Source organism: Psychrobacter sp. SCQQ22, from assembly GCF_015864605.1.
Classification (GTDB): Bacteria; Pseudomonadota; Gammaproteobacteria; order Pseudomonadales; family Moraxellaceae; genus Psychrobacter; species Psychrobacter fozii.
In genome coordinates this window covers 140,667-156,406 of sequence record NZ_JADYWZ010000008.1, presented here as the reverse complement: position 1 = coordinate 156,406, position 15,740 = coordinate 140,667, and the positions used below count along the sequence as shown (strand labels likewise).

General features: G+C 44.0%; 11 protein-coding genes. 6 read left to right on the top strand and 5 right to left on the bottom strand.

Annotated features, from left to right (window positions below; genetic code table 11):
• Positions 1 to 466: 466 nt before the first annotated feature.
• The 4 genes from I6E84_RS11530 to I6E84_RS11515 form a co-directional block, all read right to left on the bottom strand.
• Positions 467 to 2,035, bottom strand: a complete 1,569-nt coding sequence (locus I6E84_RS11530; protein ID WP_197218105.1) for a peptide MFS transporter — start codon at positions 2,033 to 2,035, stop codon at positions 467 to 469.
• 308 nt (positions 2,036 to 2,343) lie between these two features.
• Positions 2,344 to 2,799 carry a hypothetical protein gene (locus I6E84_RS11525; protein ID WP_197218104.1) on the bottom strand — a complete coding sequence of 152 codons (456 nt, stop codon included), beginning with the start codon at positions 2,797 to 2,799 and terminating at the stop codon, positions 2,344 to 2,346.
• Between the two features lie 141 nt (positions 2,800 to 2,940).
• Entirely contained in the window at positions 2,941 to 4,524 is a 1,584-nt protein-coding gene (gene lnt / locus I6E84_RS11520) for an apolipoprotein N-acyltransferase (RefSeq protein WP_197218103.1), read from the bottom strand.
• A gap of 417 nt (positions 4,525 to 4,941) precedes the next feature.
• Entirely contained in the window at positions 4,942 to 5,841 is a 900-nt protein-coding gene (locus tag I6E84_RS11515; RefSeq protein WP_110923555.1) for a CBS domain-containing protein, read from the bottom strand.
• 276 nt (positions 5,842 to 6,117) lie between these two features.
• Here I6E84_RS11515 and I6E84_RS11510 point away from each other — a divergent pair, with 276 nt between their 5' ends.
• A complete protein-coding gene (locus I6E84_RS11510; protein ID WP_197218102.1) occupies positions 6,118 to 7,497 on the top strand; it encodes a DUF4105 domain-containing protein in 1,380 nt (459 codons plus the stop codon).
• Positions 7,498 to 7,535: 38 nt separating this feature from the next.
• Here the strand turns inward: I6E84_RS11510 and I6E84_RS11505 are convergent, their stop codons facing one another.
• Positions 7,536 to 8,138 carry a YcgN family cysteine cluster protein gene (locus I6E84_RS11505; RefSeq protein ID WP_197218101.1) on the bottom strand — a complete coding sequence of 201 codons (603 nt, stop codon included), beginning with the start codon at positions 8,136 to 8,138 and terminating at the stop codon, positions 7,536 to 7,538.
• A 145-nt stretch (positions 8,139 to 8,283) separates the two neighbouring features.
• Between I6E84_RS11505 and I6E84_RS11500 the strand changes: the two genes are divergently transcribed.
• The 5 genes from I6E84_RS11500 to mutY all read left to right on the top strand — a co-directional run bounded on the left by I6E84_RS11500 (position 8,284) and on the right by mutY (position 15,698).
• Positions 8,284 to 9,021, top strand: coding sequence for a dienelactone hydrolase family protein (locus tag I6E84_RS11500; protein WP_197102053.1), 738 nt, complete (start codon positions 8,284 to 8,286; stop codon positions 9,019 to 9,021).
• A 319-nt stretch (positions 9,022 to 9,340) separates the two neighbouring features.
• The gene (locus I6E84_RS11495) at positions 9,341 to 12,448 is read left to right on the top strand and encodes a DUF2339 domain-containing protein (protein ID WP_197218100.1); all 3,108 of its coding nucleotides are present in this window, start codon (positions 9,341 to 9,343) and stop codon (positions 12,446 to 12,448) included.
• Positions 12,449 to 12,580: 132 nt separating this feature from the next.
• Positions 12,581 to 13,537 (top strand): ribosome biogenesis GTPase YlqF, encoded by a 957-nt coding sequence (gene ylqF / locus I6E84_RS11490; protein ID WP_197218098.1) that lies wholly within the window; start codon positions 12,581 to 12,583, stop codon positions 13,535 to 13,537.
• Positions 13,538 to 13,593: 56 nt separating this feature from the next.
• The gene (locus tag I6E84_RS11485; protein ID WP_197218097.1) at positions 13,594 to 14,430 is read left to right on the top strand and encodes a hypothetical protein; all 837 of its coding nucleotides are present in this window, start codon (positions 13,594 to 13,596) and stop codon (positions 14,428 to 14,430) included.
• A complete protein-coding gene (gene mutY, locus I6E84_RS11480) occupies positions 14,427 to 15,698 on the top strand; it encodes an A/G-specific adenine glycosylase (protein ID WP_197218096.1) in 1,272 nt (423 codons plus the stop codon). Before I6E84_RS11485 ends, mutY begins: the two co-directional genes overlap by 4 nt.
• Positions 15,699 to 15,740: the final 42 nt, after the last annotated feature.

The following is a 15,740-nucleotide window of genomic DNA, read 5'->3' as shown; positions in this document are numbered from 1 at the left end:
ATTCGAAAGAAATTAGATCTAGAAAATTATTGCTGTGCGGCGACTATAGATAGTCGTCTTATTCGAGTGGAAACAGTTTAAGCATTCATTAACCGATTATTATTAGAATTAGAGTCAGTTACATTCAATCGTTTAAGAGTTAAAGGTTTGCAAATAACCAAGCAAACGGAACTACCTATGATTAAAGCAGAATAGTATGACAGCAGAACACCATTAGATGTTTGGGCAGATAGCAGGGTTTCAATGGCGCAAGAGAAATATCTCACCAATTGAAACAATAAAACGTGCTACCAATAATGGTAACACGTCTCATCATACGTCACTTGTACTGTTGTTATTCACAAATGTATATCAGCCTATGATTCATCCAAAATAATATCGATACAAGAAAACCGAGTGCAAGCTATACATTCGTATGGTTAGCGAGGTTGACGCTGTAGCGGTTTTATAGTGGATAAACTATACCTTATTGCTTGGCCAATTGTTTTTCACGCTCACTATCTTTAAGCATTTTATTGATAGGTTTTGCTAATATCAGCAAGAATATGGCCGTAACCACCAAGAATATTGTCATGGTTGTAAATAGACCTGGCAATCCTTCGATTTTGTCAGCAGATACATGACCACCAAAGAAGGCCGCAACCAAGTTACCCATGGCAATAGAAGCAAAGAACAGACCCATCATTTGGCCCTGCATACCCTCTGGCGCCAGCTTCGTCATTGCAGATAAGCCAACTGGGCTAAGTGCTAACTCACCCAACGTTAATAGCAGTAGACTGCCTACCAACCATAGTGGCGATGCCAAGCCAGCACCAGGCGCTAAGATGCTTTTTGAAGCAAAAATCATCAATGCAAAACCAGCAGCAGCCAGTAGCATACCCAGTGCAAACTTAGCCATACTGCTCGGCTCAAGACCTCGATTACCAAGCTTCACCCAGATGATACTGATGATAGGTGCCAATATTAAAATAAATAAAGGATTCAACGACTGGAACCAAATACTCGGTACTTCAAACCCTAAAACGTTAAGATCGGTATAACGATCAGCAAACAAGTTAAAAGACGTTGGCTGCTGCTCAAAACTCGACCAAAACAGCGTCGAACCAATAATTAAGATAAAGCAAATCAACAAACGCAGCTTGTCTGTCTTATCTAGCTTAGGTGAAATGAACATAATAGCGAAGTATAGGATGACCACCGCAGCAATGATATAAGTCATATACTCTGCGACCATCTCAGGATTGAACGATATCATTCCTGTAGAAACCAATAGCACTACAGCTACTAATAATGCTACAAAACCACCAACCCAGCGACCGACATTTTTGTATTGATCATTGGATTTTTCCCACTCGGCAGAGATACCTTTAGCTCGAGCATATTTTGTTAAATTCTTTTGTGCGACGAAACGATAGATGAGTAATGAGACCAGCATACCCAAGCCACCAACGCCAAAGCCGACATGCCACATACCCTTTTCTTTGAATACACCAACGATCAGCGCAGCCAATAACGCGCCGATGTTAATACCCATATAGAACAAGGTAAAACCGCCATCACGGCGAGAGTCACCTTTCGGGTATAGAGCTCCAACCATCACTGAGATACAGGTCTTAAATAACCCTGAGCCCAAGACAATACAGATTAAACCGACAAAGAACAGTGTCATGCCAAACATAGCAGAGAGTGCAATACACAAATGACCAAGGGCAATGATAATACTGCCCCACCACAGTGCTCTCTCCTGACCTAGCCAGTTATCTGCTAGCCAGCCCCCTGGTACAGCTGCCAAGTACAATGAACCTGCAAAGATACCGTAGATAGCAGAAGCGGTGACCTCATCAAAGCCAAAACCACCACTACCTACCGTCGCCACCATAAATAAGACCAGTAGCGGGCGAATACTGTAATAAGAAAAACGCTCCCACATCTCAGTAAAAAACAATGGACGTAGCGGCGTGGGATGCCCCATAAAGCCAGTATCTAGTGCGTCTAATTCAGCAGCATGAGCCCCCGATCGTGTTTCTGTGCCCATAACTTTATTCCTTTAAAGATCATATTGGTAATGACCAAGCCCCTATTTATTCCGATGAGCGGTCATATAGGCGAAGTATTGTTGCACTTGGTTATATTCAAGTAAAGAAAAAGTTGGTTAAAAATTACACAATTACCCATAAAAAAAGCCCGTTCTCAATAGTTGAGAAAGGGCTTTTTTTCTTAGTCTCGAAGACACTACTATTATACTTATAGCACTGTTGATAGAGACTTCATAATGCTGTCACTTGAATACCTGTTACTTAATAGCTAAGTAGCACTATTAGATCAAAATGACCATGCTACAGACTACTGTGCCGCTGCCGTATCATCAGCTGCGTCGCCAGCTTCTAAATCACCATCTGCTTGCTCTGCAGCCAAGTCAGCATCAGCCACAGCGGTCTGGCTTACAGTACCAGAGGCAGTCGCGGTACCTGCTTCGGCAGTCACTACTGCGCTGTCAGTAGAACCTTCAGCAGTAGAATCTCCAGCATCTGTGGCTGGCGTGACAGTTGCATCTGCTGCAGTGTCAGTTTCTGCCGATGCTGTTTCATCAGCTGGCGCAGCATCTTCTTCAGCGGCAGTCGCTTCTGCTTCATCCGCAGCGGCTAATTCCTCAGCAGTCTGAACAGTAATGTGCTGTCCTGCTGGACGTAAAAATCCAGAAACACCAATAAGTAAGACAATACCTAAAAACAAGGCAATGCCACCTAAAGTGTATAACAGCTCTTTTTTTGGATTGTTATTGACGATACCTTCTGACATACCTGATCCACCTTGCACAAAATATTTGAAATATTGGCCTATTATATCGCAATTTGTACCGATTTGTTAAAACCCTTAAGTATTTAAAGGATTTATTATCGACAAATTTTGCCAGTCTCTTTTATAGTCGAGCACCATCTCTTATTTGCGTGACGCACCCAAACGAAGTTGAGCGACCCCACGCTTGCCAAAATAGCTTAATAGCAATAGCAGCGTCATAATGAACAAAATAGGATAATTACCGAAGCGCATATAAGGTGTACTGCCAACTCGCGCTTGGACATTGCCTCGTAATACGGTACGCTCAAACTGCGGCGCACGCTCAATGATATGGCCTTTGTGATCGATAATAGCCGTGACGCCCGTGTTGGTCGCACGCATAAACCAACGACCATTCTCTAACGCACGCATCTGTACCATCTGTAAATGTTGCAATGGACCTGCCGACTTACCAAACCATGCATCGTTTGAGATCGTCAATAAAAAGTCCGTACCGACCGCATTTCTACGGGTAGTATCGGGATAGGCCACTTCATAACATATTGCCGTACCTAAGTTATGACCACGTACGCGCAGTGGTGACTGCTCGTCACTGCCACGGCTATAGCTCATGATATCTTGGCTACCAGCCAAGTTAGGTAAAACATCTAGCAATCCCTGAAACGGAATGTACTCACCAAACGGTACCAGACGCTGCTTTTTATACAGCCCTTCTCCCTCTGCGCCCAATGCAATCACACTATTATAAAACGGTGCATACTTATCAGTACTGGCATCGTAGGCGGCTTCATCCACATAAGGTATGCCCGTCACCCATGTCGTATCAGTCTCATTGGCCAGCTTTGCCATTTCATTGATAAAGTCAGCTGCGGCTAGCTGAGACATAGGAATGGACGATTCAGGCCATAACACAAGATCACTTCCCCATTCTGTGCTCGTTAGCGTTGCATAGATGTTAAGGGTTTCGAGTTGATATTCATTCAACCATTTTAGGTCTTGAGGGATATTGCCTTGAATCAACGATACAGAAAGATCGGGCGTACCTTTTGGCTTGGTCCATTGCGGATTTATCAGCCATAACGCGCTGCTAATTACTAACAAAGCGATCGAAGGAATCATATAACCGCCACGGCGACGCAACAGCTCGACCACGCTGGCTGCCAGTAATACGGCAACGAACGAGATAGCAAATACCCCGGCGACTGGCGCGAGCGATGATAGCCAAGCTTGCTCTGTAAAGGCATAGCCAACAAACAACCACGGAAATCCAGTGAGCAACCATGTCTTCATCCACTCTTGTAGTATCCACAGCGCGGCAAAGGATAACGGCTGACGGCCAACCACTCGATTGAAAACCAGTGCCAAAAATCCATGGAACAAGCCCATGCCTAGCCCCATGATGGCAATCATCAGTAGCGCAAGCCATACTGGAATGGCACCATACGTATGAATAGAAGTATAAAGCCAAAACGCGCCTACACAAAAAAGCCCTGTGCCATAGGCTTGACCGATAAGAAAAGCACGTTTACCGCTCATATCAGGCATCAATAATGCATATAAAATAGCAGGCGACACCAATGCTACAGGCCACACACCATAGGGCGCGAGTGCAAAGATAAACACCGCACCTGCCAGCAAGGCAATTAGCACAGTCAATGCTAGAGGTAAGCCCTTTGGCTTCTCGGGGTTCAGGCGTTTTTGCAAATCAACAGTAGACAGACGCATAGCAGGTATCCAAAACCATATTTTTCAAAATTTTAAGCGTCAGTAATCCAGGTAAAAACCAAGCTGAAACTGACCGTATAATATACTATACCGTATCTAAAAATTAAACCTGCCCATGATACCAGTCTCAATCTATTAATAGGTAACATTGCGTAGCAAACGCTAATAGCAGACCAAAAAAAAACACGACCGCAATCGTGTTTTTCTTATATTTCTCGATAAGCTTTTAGATGACTAGGGCGTGTCCTCATTTTAAAAATGGTGATAAAAATGAGATAAATCGCAGTCAAACAAGGAAAATAGCGCAGATAATATCGAGATATTAGTCAGCTATTTGACGCCATTTGGCAAGATTTAGCCATTTTTAACCCATTTAGATAACTATCGATTGAATTGAGGACACGCCCTAGCACCAGATCAATGACTGCCTATCAAAACTTGCTGATTAACATCTGTTTTGGTCAACTCTAAGTTTTGGATAAAACGTCCTTCGACATCAGTAATGGTGATTTTCCAATCATCTATTATGACGCTCTCGCCTTCTAGATCACCCACGAAGCCAAGTGCTTGCATGACCAGACCGCCCATTGTATCGACATCGGTATCATCAAAGTGACAGCCAAGCTCATCATTACAGTCTTCTATCACCGTAGAAGCCTGCACACGCCACGTGTTTGGCTTGTCAGGATCAGCGATAATATTATTAATATCACTGTCCTCATCAAAGTCATCATGCTCATCGACGATATCACCAACGATTTCCTCGAGCAAATCTTCCATAGTGACCACGCCGCCAAAGTTACCAAACTCATCGACGACGATGGCCATATGCACTTGCGTACGCTGTAGTGAGCGTAACAAGGTATCAGAACGAGCCGTCTCACTAATATATAGTGGCTGACGCACCAAATCTCTGAGACGTTTACTGTCTATTTTCTCTTCTTGGTCACGCACCATATGGACGAGAATAGGTATCAGATCTTTTGCCAAGAGGATACCAATGACGGCATCATCATCTTGACTGTCAAATACAGGATAGCGCGAGTGTGTGGTCTCAAGAATGATATCCATCACTTCAGCGAGACTGGTGCTCTCATGTAGACCAATCACTTGCGGGCGCGGGGTCATGATTTCACGCACTTGGGTCGCAGGCAGATCGAGCACGCCTTCTAACATATCGACAGTATCAGGCTCTAAGAATTGACGCGAGTCTTGTACCAAACGAATCAATTCATCACGGGTTTCAGGGGCGGTCGATAGCCAGCGTTTTAAGCCGCGCATCGACCAACTACTCGGGCTGGGAGTGTCGTCAGACATGGTGGTGTGATTTAACCTCTTTAGTTAATAAAAATTTAGTTAATAAAAATCAAAGTAAGAACAAACAACAGGTAAAACGTAGATGGGGATAAAAACTGTAAACAAAATAGGTCGCGTATCATTAATTCAGTATTAAATCATAAACAAACCACGACAAATTAGCTTCACTTTATCTTATGACTCACCGACATTCAACGACAAATTCACTCAAATTGTATTGTCAGTGTGTTATGAATTTTGCTATGGTCAAAGCCTCAATCCACTAAGAAAAACGCTATGTCGCTACGTTCTGTTTTTTCTCGCCTGCTTTCACCGCGCTCAAATCATCATCGTTCAGATAACGACATGGCTCGTGGTGGCGTAAATCATAGCAGCCTAGATGATCATAACGTAGATAACTGTAACGTAAATATGCATAACGTAGAAAGCAGCTCTGTGAAAAGCAACTCTGTGAATGACACTACATCAAAGCCTACGTGGCGACACTATATTGTACAGTGTCTAATCATCATCACTTTATTACTATCAGCCATTTGGTTGCTGCTTGCTATTTGGTATCAGTTTGGCGAGCGCTCGGCCATCACTTGGCTAGCAGGGATAATGATTGTTGGTATGCTGACCGTATTGCTCAAAAGCCGCTATTGGCCAAAAAGTACTCAGCCATTAGATAAACAGCCCTTAACGACTAAAGCAAAAACTAGCAGCAAAATCATTACTAAACGACTGACCGCTTTATATGCTGCAATGTGGTTGGTTGGCATTGGCTGGTTTTTTTCTATTGAACCGCAGCAAGAGCATGACTGGATGAGCGAGGTCAGCCAGCGTGTCTCTTATGAACGCGATGCGAGCAATCCTGATTTGATTACTCTGACCAATATTCGTAACTTTGATTGGCATACTGCCGAGGATGCAACCGAGCATTGGGACACTCGCACAGTCGATATGTCCAAACTCTCTGGTGTCGATGTCATCAACTCTTATTGGATGGGGCCATTGATTGCCCATACCCTAGTCAGCTTTCGCTTTGAAGATGATAGACCACTTGCCTTCTCATTTGAGATTCGTAAAGAGAATGGTGAGTCGTTCTCCGCGCTTGCTGGGTTTTTTAGACGCTATGAGCTGAGTCTGATTGCCGCAGAAGAACGCGATATTATCTATACACGTAGCAATGCACGCGGCGAGCAAGTTTATCTATTTCCTGTTAGCAGCTTGCAGCAACACGAGGTCAAATCACTGTTTGAGTCTTACTTGACCGCTGCCGATGAGCTAAATGCAAAGCCCGCTTGGTACAATACGTTGACGAGCAACTGTACCAATATTATTTTTTATATGGCGCGCATCGTCAGTGACGATCGTCTGTCGTGGGATTATCGAATTTGGGTTTCTGGCTGGCTACCAAATTATTTATATAATGTGGGTATGCTAGATGCCAATCCAGAAAAGAGCGATCAGCCATGGTCAATGGACACTTGGTATGAGCATGCTTATATCAACCCAAAGGTAAAAGGATTTGATAATCAAGTGAATCTAGCGTCTGGTCTAAATGGTCGCGAGTTCTCTGAGCAGATTCGTCAGGACATTCCTATCCCGCCACTGGCTGACTCACAAGATAGCGCTGAAGCCAAAGCTAAGTCTACGGCTCAGGCTTCTGACTAAAAATAATTTGGCATTTATACAGGGTTGGTGAAGGTTGGCTAAGGCTTCACCCAATTAACCACCCGATCTTCCATTTCTTCATCAGACATGCCTGTTTCAGAGACACAGCGCCCCGCCACACCGACATTGACAGCGCGCATTTGCTGTTGCGTGACCACCGCATCTTGGGTCAGTAATAAATGCCAGCTTGGCAAGTTTTGCCCTTTATACAATCGCTTGTAAGCGCAGTGCGAGGGTAGCCACATCATCTGCGGTAAGTTGTCCATGGTCAATTGAATACAGTCAGGGACATGCTCTTGACGTGTCGCATAGTGACCACAGTATCCCGTCGTACAGTCCATCAGCTGACAAGTGACATCGGTATATTCGACTAGCTCTTCATCGACATCACCATTCTCATCTTCATCGATGTACTTAATTAAACAGCAACTACCACAGCCATCACATAACGCTTCCCATTCGCTATGGTTCAATTCATCTAGCTTAAAGCGTTCCCAAAACTGTGGGCGCAATGTCTCAGATGCTTCATTTGATTCGCTGTCAGAAAACAAGCTCACGATTGGTTTTGGTTCTGATTGCACCTGCGAAACAGTAATATCAGGTAAGTTATCAGCGGATTTGTTCAACAAATTTATAGTCATAGCGTCGCAGTAGCATTTTGATAAAGAGCGTTACACTATTATAGCTGTTTTTGCTGATTATGGGCGTTAAGGTAGTACAAGTTAGAAAAACGAACTATTACAATGACAAATAAATAAAACTCACAACATAAAAAAGGACAATAATATGTCAATTAAAACATTTGAATTAATCAGCACTACCGAAAATGGCATCGAACTTATTAGCTATGTGGCATTGCCAGAAAACGCATCAGACGATAACTCAGTGCCAGGTATTTTAGTGGCTCCAGAATGGTGGGGCGTGGTCGAGCATCCAAAATCAGTGGTTGAACGCTTGGCAGAAGCAGGTTATGCAGCAGTAGCAATGGATGTCTATGGCGAAGGTAAATTGACCACCGATGCAGCGCAAGCCAATATGTGGATGGAGCAAGTATTGGCTGATCAAGACATGCTCATGGCACGCTGCCGCTTGATTCTCAATGACTTCAGTGATCAATTGGCCGTTGATGGTGACAACTTAGCAGCCATTGGCTATTGCTTCGGCGGAAAAATTGTCCTCGATATGGCACGTGAAGGCATGCCATTAAAAGCAGTTGCCACGTTCCATGGTAATCCATCAGCGAAACAGCCAGCAGACAAAAACTTCACAGCAAAAGTGTTGGTCGCCCACGGCCGTGATGATTCGATGGTCTCAATGGATGCCATCGAAGGTCTAAAATCAGAGCTAGACGCAGCCGATGTTGATTACACTATCGATGTCTATGACAACGCCAAGCATGGGTTTACCAACCCGCACGCTGACGAACGTGCTGCCAAAAATGAAGTGGATCTTGGCTACAATGAAGCCGCTGCAAAGCAGAGCTGGGAAAACATGCTTGAGTTTATGAAAGCTAACTTGGCATAAGTTGCAACAGCAGAGAAGCCTAAATGCTCTCTGTATATCGTAAAGCTTAAATAGCAAATAAAAGAAAGAGAAGGGCCGCTTAATATTTAAGCGGCCCTTCTTTTTGAATAGCTTTTCATAAGTTACTTTTCAAATATGGTCAAAAAAGTCTAAAACAGATACAAGACAGCCGACTGCAAATTGTACAAGTAGTAAATTTAAGGAGGGTAACGCAGTAGCAGTTTAGTCGTTCTCTGACTATAAGTCGCAAGGACAGTATTGTACTTCTAGGAAAATAGCGTCATTATCACTGCATTATAAGCTGTATTGAGTAATGAGGATGTTCTATCTATTAATAGCCCAATTAGGCTGGATGGCTTTTGCCGCACTATTAATTGTGGTGGTCGCCCTATATGTCAGGATAAATCGGCATATTGGACAACTGCACCGTGATGTCACCAAGCTACAAGCCGAGCTTGAGCAGCAAAAAGATAGTAACCGTCACTTAGCTAACAAGAACTTTTATACTAACGACGATACTATTTCAGAGCATATTACTGAAAATACATCCGTTAATACAAAAGAATCAGCAACCGATACCTCGACATCTACGTGGCCATCATTACCGCCAACGGTTTCTTCTACCTCAGACCTGACAGTAACCCCTGTATCCAACACTTCTAATAATAAACTTGTAGAAAACCCAAATTTAATCAAAAACAAAACGCCCATCACATCTATTCAACCGGATGAGCGCTCGCTACCTATCGTCACCTCGCTATTCCACTCTGTTAAAAACTGGTTTTTTGGTGGCAATTTAGTGGTGCGGGTCGGTGTATTGGTACTACTGGTGGGCGTCGTACTATTACTGCGCTTACTGAGTGATTATATTGAGATTCCGATTGCCTTCAAGCTGATGGCAATCGGTGGCGTAGGGTTAGGATTGGCGGGATTGGGGCTGAAATTAACCGCCAAACGCTTTTCTTATGGTATTACTTTACAAGGCGCAGGTTTAGCCATTGCATATTTGAGCACCTTTTTTGCATACAGCGTTTATGAAATCATTCCGAGTTTACCGAGCTTTATCGGACTTGGGTTATTGTCCGCTATCACCATTGCGCTCGCCGTCCGTCAGAACGCTTTTCCTTTAGCCTTACTGTCATTATCTGGTGGTTTCTTTGCGCCTATTTTGACCAGTGATGATACTGGCAGCTTGGTGGCCTTGTTCAGCTATTATCTATTATTGAACGTCACGATTGCCGTCATCGCTCATTATCGCCCGTGGAAGATATTGAATTTATTCGGTGTGACGGTAACCTTTGGCTTGGCCTACTACTGGGGCATAAGTGAAAATTTAAGCGCCATTATTGAGACACAACGTTGGTCATTGGTGTTGCTGGTTGCCCTACATTTAATGTTGTATCTCTTTGTCGTGATTCGCTATGCACAACAAATCATTGCCTATAACACGCTTAATGAAAAAGACATTAACCATACTGATAGCGCAGATGACATAGAGCATTTAAACGAAGTCCATGTGGGCAGTAGCACGTATTTATCCCCCATTGATACCGGCTTACTGTTTTCAGTACCGCTACTGGCTTTTGGTTTATTTTCTGCTTTATTAGAGGATATTCCTCATGCTTTGACTATTGTCAGTGCGGTTTTAGGCGCGGTTTACCTTGGTTTAGGTTGGCTATTTATCCAACGTAGCCAGCGATATGCCTTAATCACTGAAGGTATGCTGGCGTTAGGGTTTGGATTTTTGGCCTTAGTGATTCCGTTGGCACTCGATGCAGAGTGGATCGCCTTTGGCTGGTCCGTACAAGGATTAGCCTTGGCCTGGTTTGGACGACGCTCACTGCGCGCATGGTCGGTATTATTCGGTGTGTTATTGCAGCTCATCAGTATCGTCATGTTGATGGCTACCATCGTATTCTCTAGCAATGACTATCCGATTTTAGCCTTGAGTATTTCAGCGATTGCTTATCTAGCCACCGTATTTATCTTACGTGCTAGCAACTCGCCAGCACTGTTAAATGATAGCTTGCGCGACGATTTAACCGATTCAATAATGCTCAAAACGCCAGCCGCCACATCAGACTCAATCACGACATACGCCAGTGCATTGGGTATCAGTGACCACGCCGCGCAGCAGTGGCTGACTTCGGTCAATAGCCAAAGTAAAGTGTTTGGCCTCGTTTGGCGCAGCCCTAGAGTGATATGGTGTCTGACCTTGACGGCTGTGATATGGATGCTGCAAGTCCTAGTACTTGATTTGAGTCATTGGTTTGATATTTGGCAGCTCGATACGATGACGATTGCATTGGCGGCACTAATAAGTCTTGCTATCTATTGGATAATCAACCGCTATCAGCCATGGGCAGAAGCCCAACAGCTGAGTCATGGGTTGCTATTATTGTTTTACCTCATGCTAGTACTACAGTTACCGCAGAAGTTTGAGCTAAATCTATTATGGTCATCAGCAGAATGGCTCGTGTTTGCCAGTTTACTCATTGGTTGGCTCACGGTCGGACAGCTGTGGTTAAAGGTCTGGCACGACGATGCCAGTCTATCGCGCTATGATGGTACAAGTTGGCTCGGCGCTGGCATTTTAGTCATCGCGGTGGCGGCTCATTATGGTCTGCCCGCCTCTGCTGGCGTGATGGCTATTTTAATACCAACCATTTTAATACTAGCAGGATTGTGGTGCAGTTATCGTTATGGCAATCCTCGTCAAATAGACACATCAATCAGTGAAAATTCAACGCATGGATTGCTGTACTGGTTTGATTGGCAACAGGCATTATTAAGCTGTGCCGCTATATTTGCGCCGATTGCCCTAGGTTGGGTCATCATTACCAATTGGTCTTATGATGGTGTGATTTGGGGCATGTCATATTTCCCACTGTTGAATCTATATGATGTTACCTCAGGGCTAGCGCTATTGGTTGGCTTTGGTGTTTATTACCTGAATAAGCAGTATCATAATGAGCAGCCAAACCAAGAAAACACGGTCATCCAAAAGAATATTGAGAAAATTTTCACTACTAATAATTTATTGATTATTTTAGGTCTTATTGGTTTTTGGCTGATCTCCAGCATCCTTATCAGAACGCTCCATGCCTTTATCGGTACTCCACTATGGAATGACTATCAAGGCGGAGCGTGGCAAAGCGAGCAAGTGCAGACTGGACTAACCATGTTGTGGACGCTCCTCGCTTTAATCGCCACTATCATCGCTAGCCGCTACTGGCAGCGCGCGCTTTGGTTTATGGGTATCGGGCTATTGGGCGTCGTCGTCCTTAAACTGGTCTTGGTCGATTTGTCACAAACAGAGGCGATTTGGCGGGTAATATCCTTCCTTGGCGCGGGTAGTTTGATTCTGCTCATTGGTTATTTGGCACCACTACCACCCTCCCACGATGAAATAACGGATAAGACGTAATCATAACCTCACATGATGGTTAAGTGAAATTGTGGCGTGAGCAATGTGGTTCTGTAGTAAACTGAGCACCATTAGAAAGTAAACGTTGATTGTTTTACTTTTAGCATTTTTTATAAAAGGTTATGAAAGCAGATGGATAAGAGAGCAAGTATTCAGTGGTTCCCTGGGCATATGAACAAAGCCCGTAACGAAATCAAAGAAATCATGCCGCAGATGGATTTGGTCATCGAGGTCATCGATGCACGTATCCCTTATAGTAGTGAAAACCCAATGGTCGCGGCACTACGCGGTGAAAAACCAGTCATCAAAATCCTGAACAAAGCTGATCTTGCCGATCCAGAGTTGACCCAAATATGGATGGATTATCTCGAGCAACAAAGCGGTGTCAGAGCCATTGCTTGCGATACCGAGAAGGCCAACGATGTAAAACGCATCATCGCCATCTGCAAACAACTTGTTCCGAATAAAGTCGGTACGGGCCGTCAAATCAAAGCCATGATTATGGGTATTCCAAACGTTGGTAAATCAACGTTGATTAACACCTTAGCAGGGCGCGCTGTCGCAAGAACTGGTGATGAACCTGCCGTGACCAAATCGCAGCAGCTGATTAAGCTGGACGACGACATCATGCTCTATGACACGCCTGGTATGCTATGGCCAAAAGTTGAAAACGAAAACTCTGGCTATCGTCTGGCAGCGACTGGCGGTATTCGTGATACGGCGTTTGACTTCGCTGATGTGGCGAGCTACACCGCTGAGTATTTGCTACACGCCTACCCTGAGCTGCTAAAAACCCGCTATAAGATTGAAGAGCTACCAAAGACTGATTGGCAGTTTTTTGAAGTGGCTGGGCGTAATCGCGGCTGTGTACGTTCGGGCAATCAAGTCGATACGTACCGCATGTCTGAGATTCTAGTTAACGAGCTACGTAGTTCGAAACTTGGACGTATTACGCTTGAGACACCAGCCATGACAGAAGCTGAAGAAATTGTGGTCGCTAAACAGCGTGTCACGGCTGAAGAAAAGAAAAAAGCCAAAGAAGAAGAGAAACGATTACGTCGTTTGAAAACGCGGAAGAATCGTAAGTAGATAAAAGCTACTGATCAATCATATATGGTTAGTAGCAGTATTAGTAAGGGATGATTTTGAATAAAGACGAGAAGCCTTTATGGATGTATTGGATCTTAATAGCTGCCTTCATATCACCGACCCTATTTATAGCTGGGGTAGCTGTTGGTAGTAGTGCAAACATACCTAGTGAAAGTGCTTGGATTTATATATCAGCAATTATAAGCGCAATAGCTACCTTTATCATCGCTCTTCTTACCATTGTACTAGCGGTAGAGACTTGGCGACTGAGAAGAACTCAAGATGACCAAATAGACACTAACCGTAGAGAAAATATAAGACCTCACGTTGAAATTTTCTTAGAATCATCTGTGGTAGGTTTCCAGTTCATTATATTTAAAGTTGAAAATATCGGTCGAGGACTTGCTAGGAATGTTCAATTTAAAATTGAACACTCTGAAAAGGAGTTTTTAGATAGTGAAAAAGATATAATAACCACACTAGAAAAGCTAAGTTTTTTTAGGAATTCGCTAAGTACACTTGGTGTTAATGGTACAAAGAAAAGTTTTCTATTTAGCTTCACTGACATGTATAGCAAGTATGGCGCGGGTTTCTATGAAACTAAACTCTCCTTTCGTATAAATTTTGAAGACATGGAAGGTAATCGTTACTCAACATATTCGATAATCGACCTTTCAGAATTTAAAGGAATAACAGAGATTGGTAAAGGCAACCCTGCTTATCGAACATCAATTGAACTAGAGAAGATAAGAAAAACTCTAGATTCACTTATAAAAAGTAATAAACGAATTAAGGTTGACTCATATTCTCAGAAGGACCGAAATATAGAAAATGAAAAATCTGAAGCAAGAATAAAAGAACACCTTTCCCAAAAAGACGAAAAAATCTTATGATCCAGCTAACTGCCAACTCTACCTCTTCTGAAACTAACTTTAGCCACTCCCTCGCATCCCTAAACTCCCTCGCCCAACGCCTACTTAATTGGTTTGCCGAAAACGGTCGCCATGACTTACCTTGGCAGCAGCACCAAACTGACACACCCAATCCTTATATCGTCTGGTTATCTGAAGTCATGCTCCAGCAAACGCAGGTGACCACTGTGCTGCCTTATTTTGCGCGATTTATGGCATCGTTTCCAACAGTGCAGGATTTGGCCGCAGCAGAGTGGGATACTGTAGCAGAGCATTGGGCAGGACTTGGCTACTATGCACGCGCGCGTAATTTGCATAAAGGTGCCAAGCAATTGGTCGAAGTAATCGATGAAACGGGCGAGTTTCCGCAGACGCTCGCAGGATGGGAAGCCATTTCGGGCGTTGGGCCATCGACTGCTGGTGCAATCATGGCGATGGGACTGCATCATTATGGCGTCATCTGCGATGGCAACGTTAAACGAGTCATCACGCGTTGGGCAGCGATTGACGGTGACATTACCAAGTCTGCTACCACTAAAGAGCTGTGGGCATTGGCAGAGCGCCTGACACCGACAGAGCACTCAGGACTATTTGCGCAAGCGATGATGGATATGGGCGCGACATTATGTACCCGTAGCAAGCCTGCCTGTCTATTATGTCCACTGAAAGAAGACTGTCTAGCCCACGCGCAAGGACGTGAGACTGATTATCCCGTCAAAGCAAAAAAGCAGCCCAAACCCAGTAAGTTTAGTAATGCGTTATTGATCAAAGATGCTAGTGGCGATATTCTATGGCTACAGCGCCCTGATAATGGTATTTGGGGTGGACTGTGGAGCTTGCCATTGCAGTTCGTGGAGAAAGTTGATGGTAAAGCGAGTGGCAGCATTGCGAAAAAAGTAGACGCGATCGATGATAAACCATTAGATGTGCCAAATGACGTACGTAGTAATGAAAAAGTATATGAGGCAGAATTTACCACTGCTGAGCAGATTATCAATGAGTGGCTGATAAAGAATAAATTAGTAGCAGCGCCTATCAGCAAGACTTTGCTTGATGAAGCACCTATTAAGCATTCACTGACGCACTTCCACTGGTATTTGACCCCGCAATCAGTAACTCTAAATGCTAAGCAAGCTGCCGAAATCACCAAAGCACTGCAAGCTGCCGACATTAATATTAACTGGTTGAACGCTGATGATGCTCAGGCAACCCTTGGATTACCACGGGCGATGGTTAAGATTTTAGAATAATCATATAAGCTATATTTCCGCACCAATCATGCTTGAACCAAA

Bases quoted from the DNA above. Each gene is read 5' to 3' on its own strand.
- I6E84_RS11530 (WP_197218105.1), bottom strand. From the start codon at position 2,035: ATGGGCACAGAAACACGATCGGGGGCTCATGCTGCTGAATTAGACGCA.
- I6E84_RS11525 (WP_197218104.1), bottom strand. From the start codon at position 2,799: ATGTCAGAAGGTATCGTCAATAACAATCCAAAAAAAGAGCTGTTATAC.
- lnt (WP_197218103.1), bottom strand. From the start codon at position 4,524: ATGCGTCTGTCTACTGTTGATTTGCAAAAACGCCTGAACCCCGAGAAG.
- I6E84_RS11515 (WP_110923555.1), bottom strand. From the start codon at position 5,841: ATGTCTGACGACACTCCCAGCCCGAGTAGTTGGTCGATGCGCGGCTTA.
- I6E84_RS11510 (WP_197218102.1), top strand. From the start codon at position 6,118: ATGTCGCTACGTTCTGTTTTTTCTCGCCTGCTTTCACCGCGCTCAAAT.
- I6E84_RS11505 (WP_197218101.1), bottom strand. From the start codon at position 8,138: ATGACTATAAATTTGTTGAACAAATCCGCTGATAACTTACCTGATATT.
- I6E84_RS11500 (WP_197102053.1), top strand. From the start codon at position 8,284: ATGTCAATTAAAACATTTGAATTAATCAGCACTACCGAAAATGGCATC.
- I6E84_RS11495 (WP_197218100.1), top strand. From the start codon at position 9,341: ATGTTCTATCTATTAATAGCCCAATTAGGCTGGATGGCTTTTGCCGCA.
- ylqF (WP_197218098.1), top strand. From the start codon at position 12,581: ATGGATAAGAGAGCAAGTATTCAGTGGTTCCCTGGGCATATGAACAAA.
- mutY (WP_197218096.1), top strand. From the start codon at position 14,427: ATGATCCAGCTAACTGCCAACTCTACCTCTTCTGAAACTAACTTTAGC.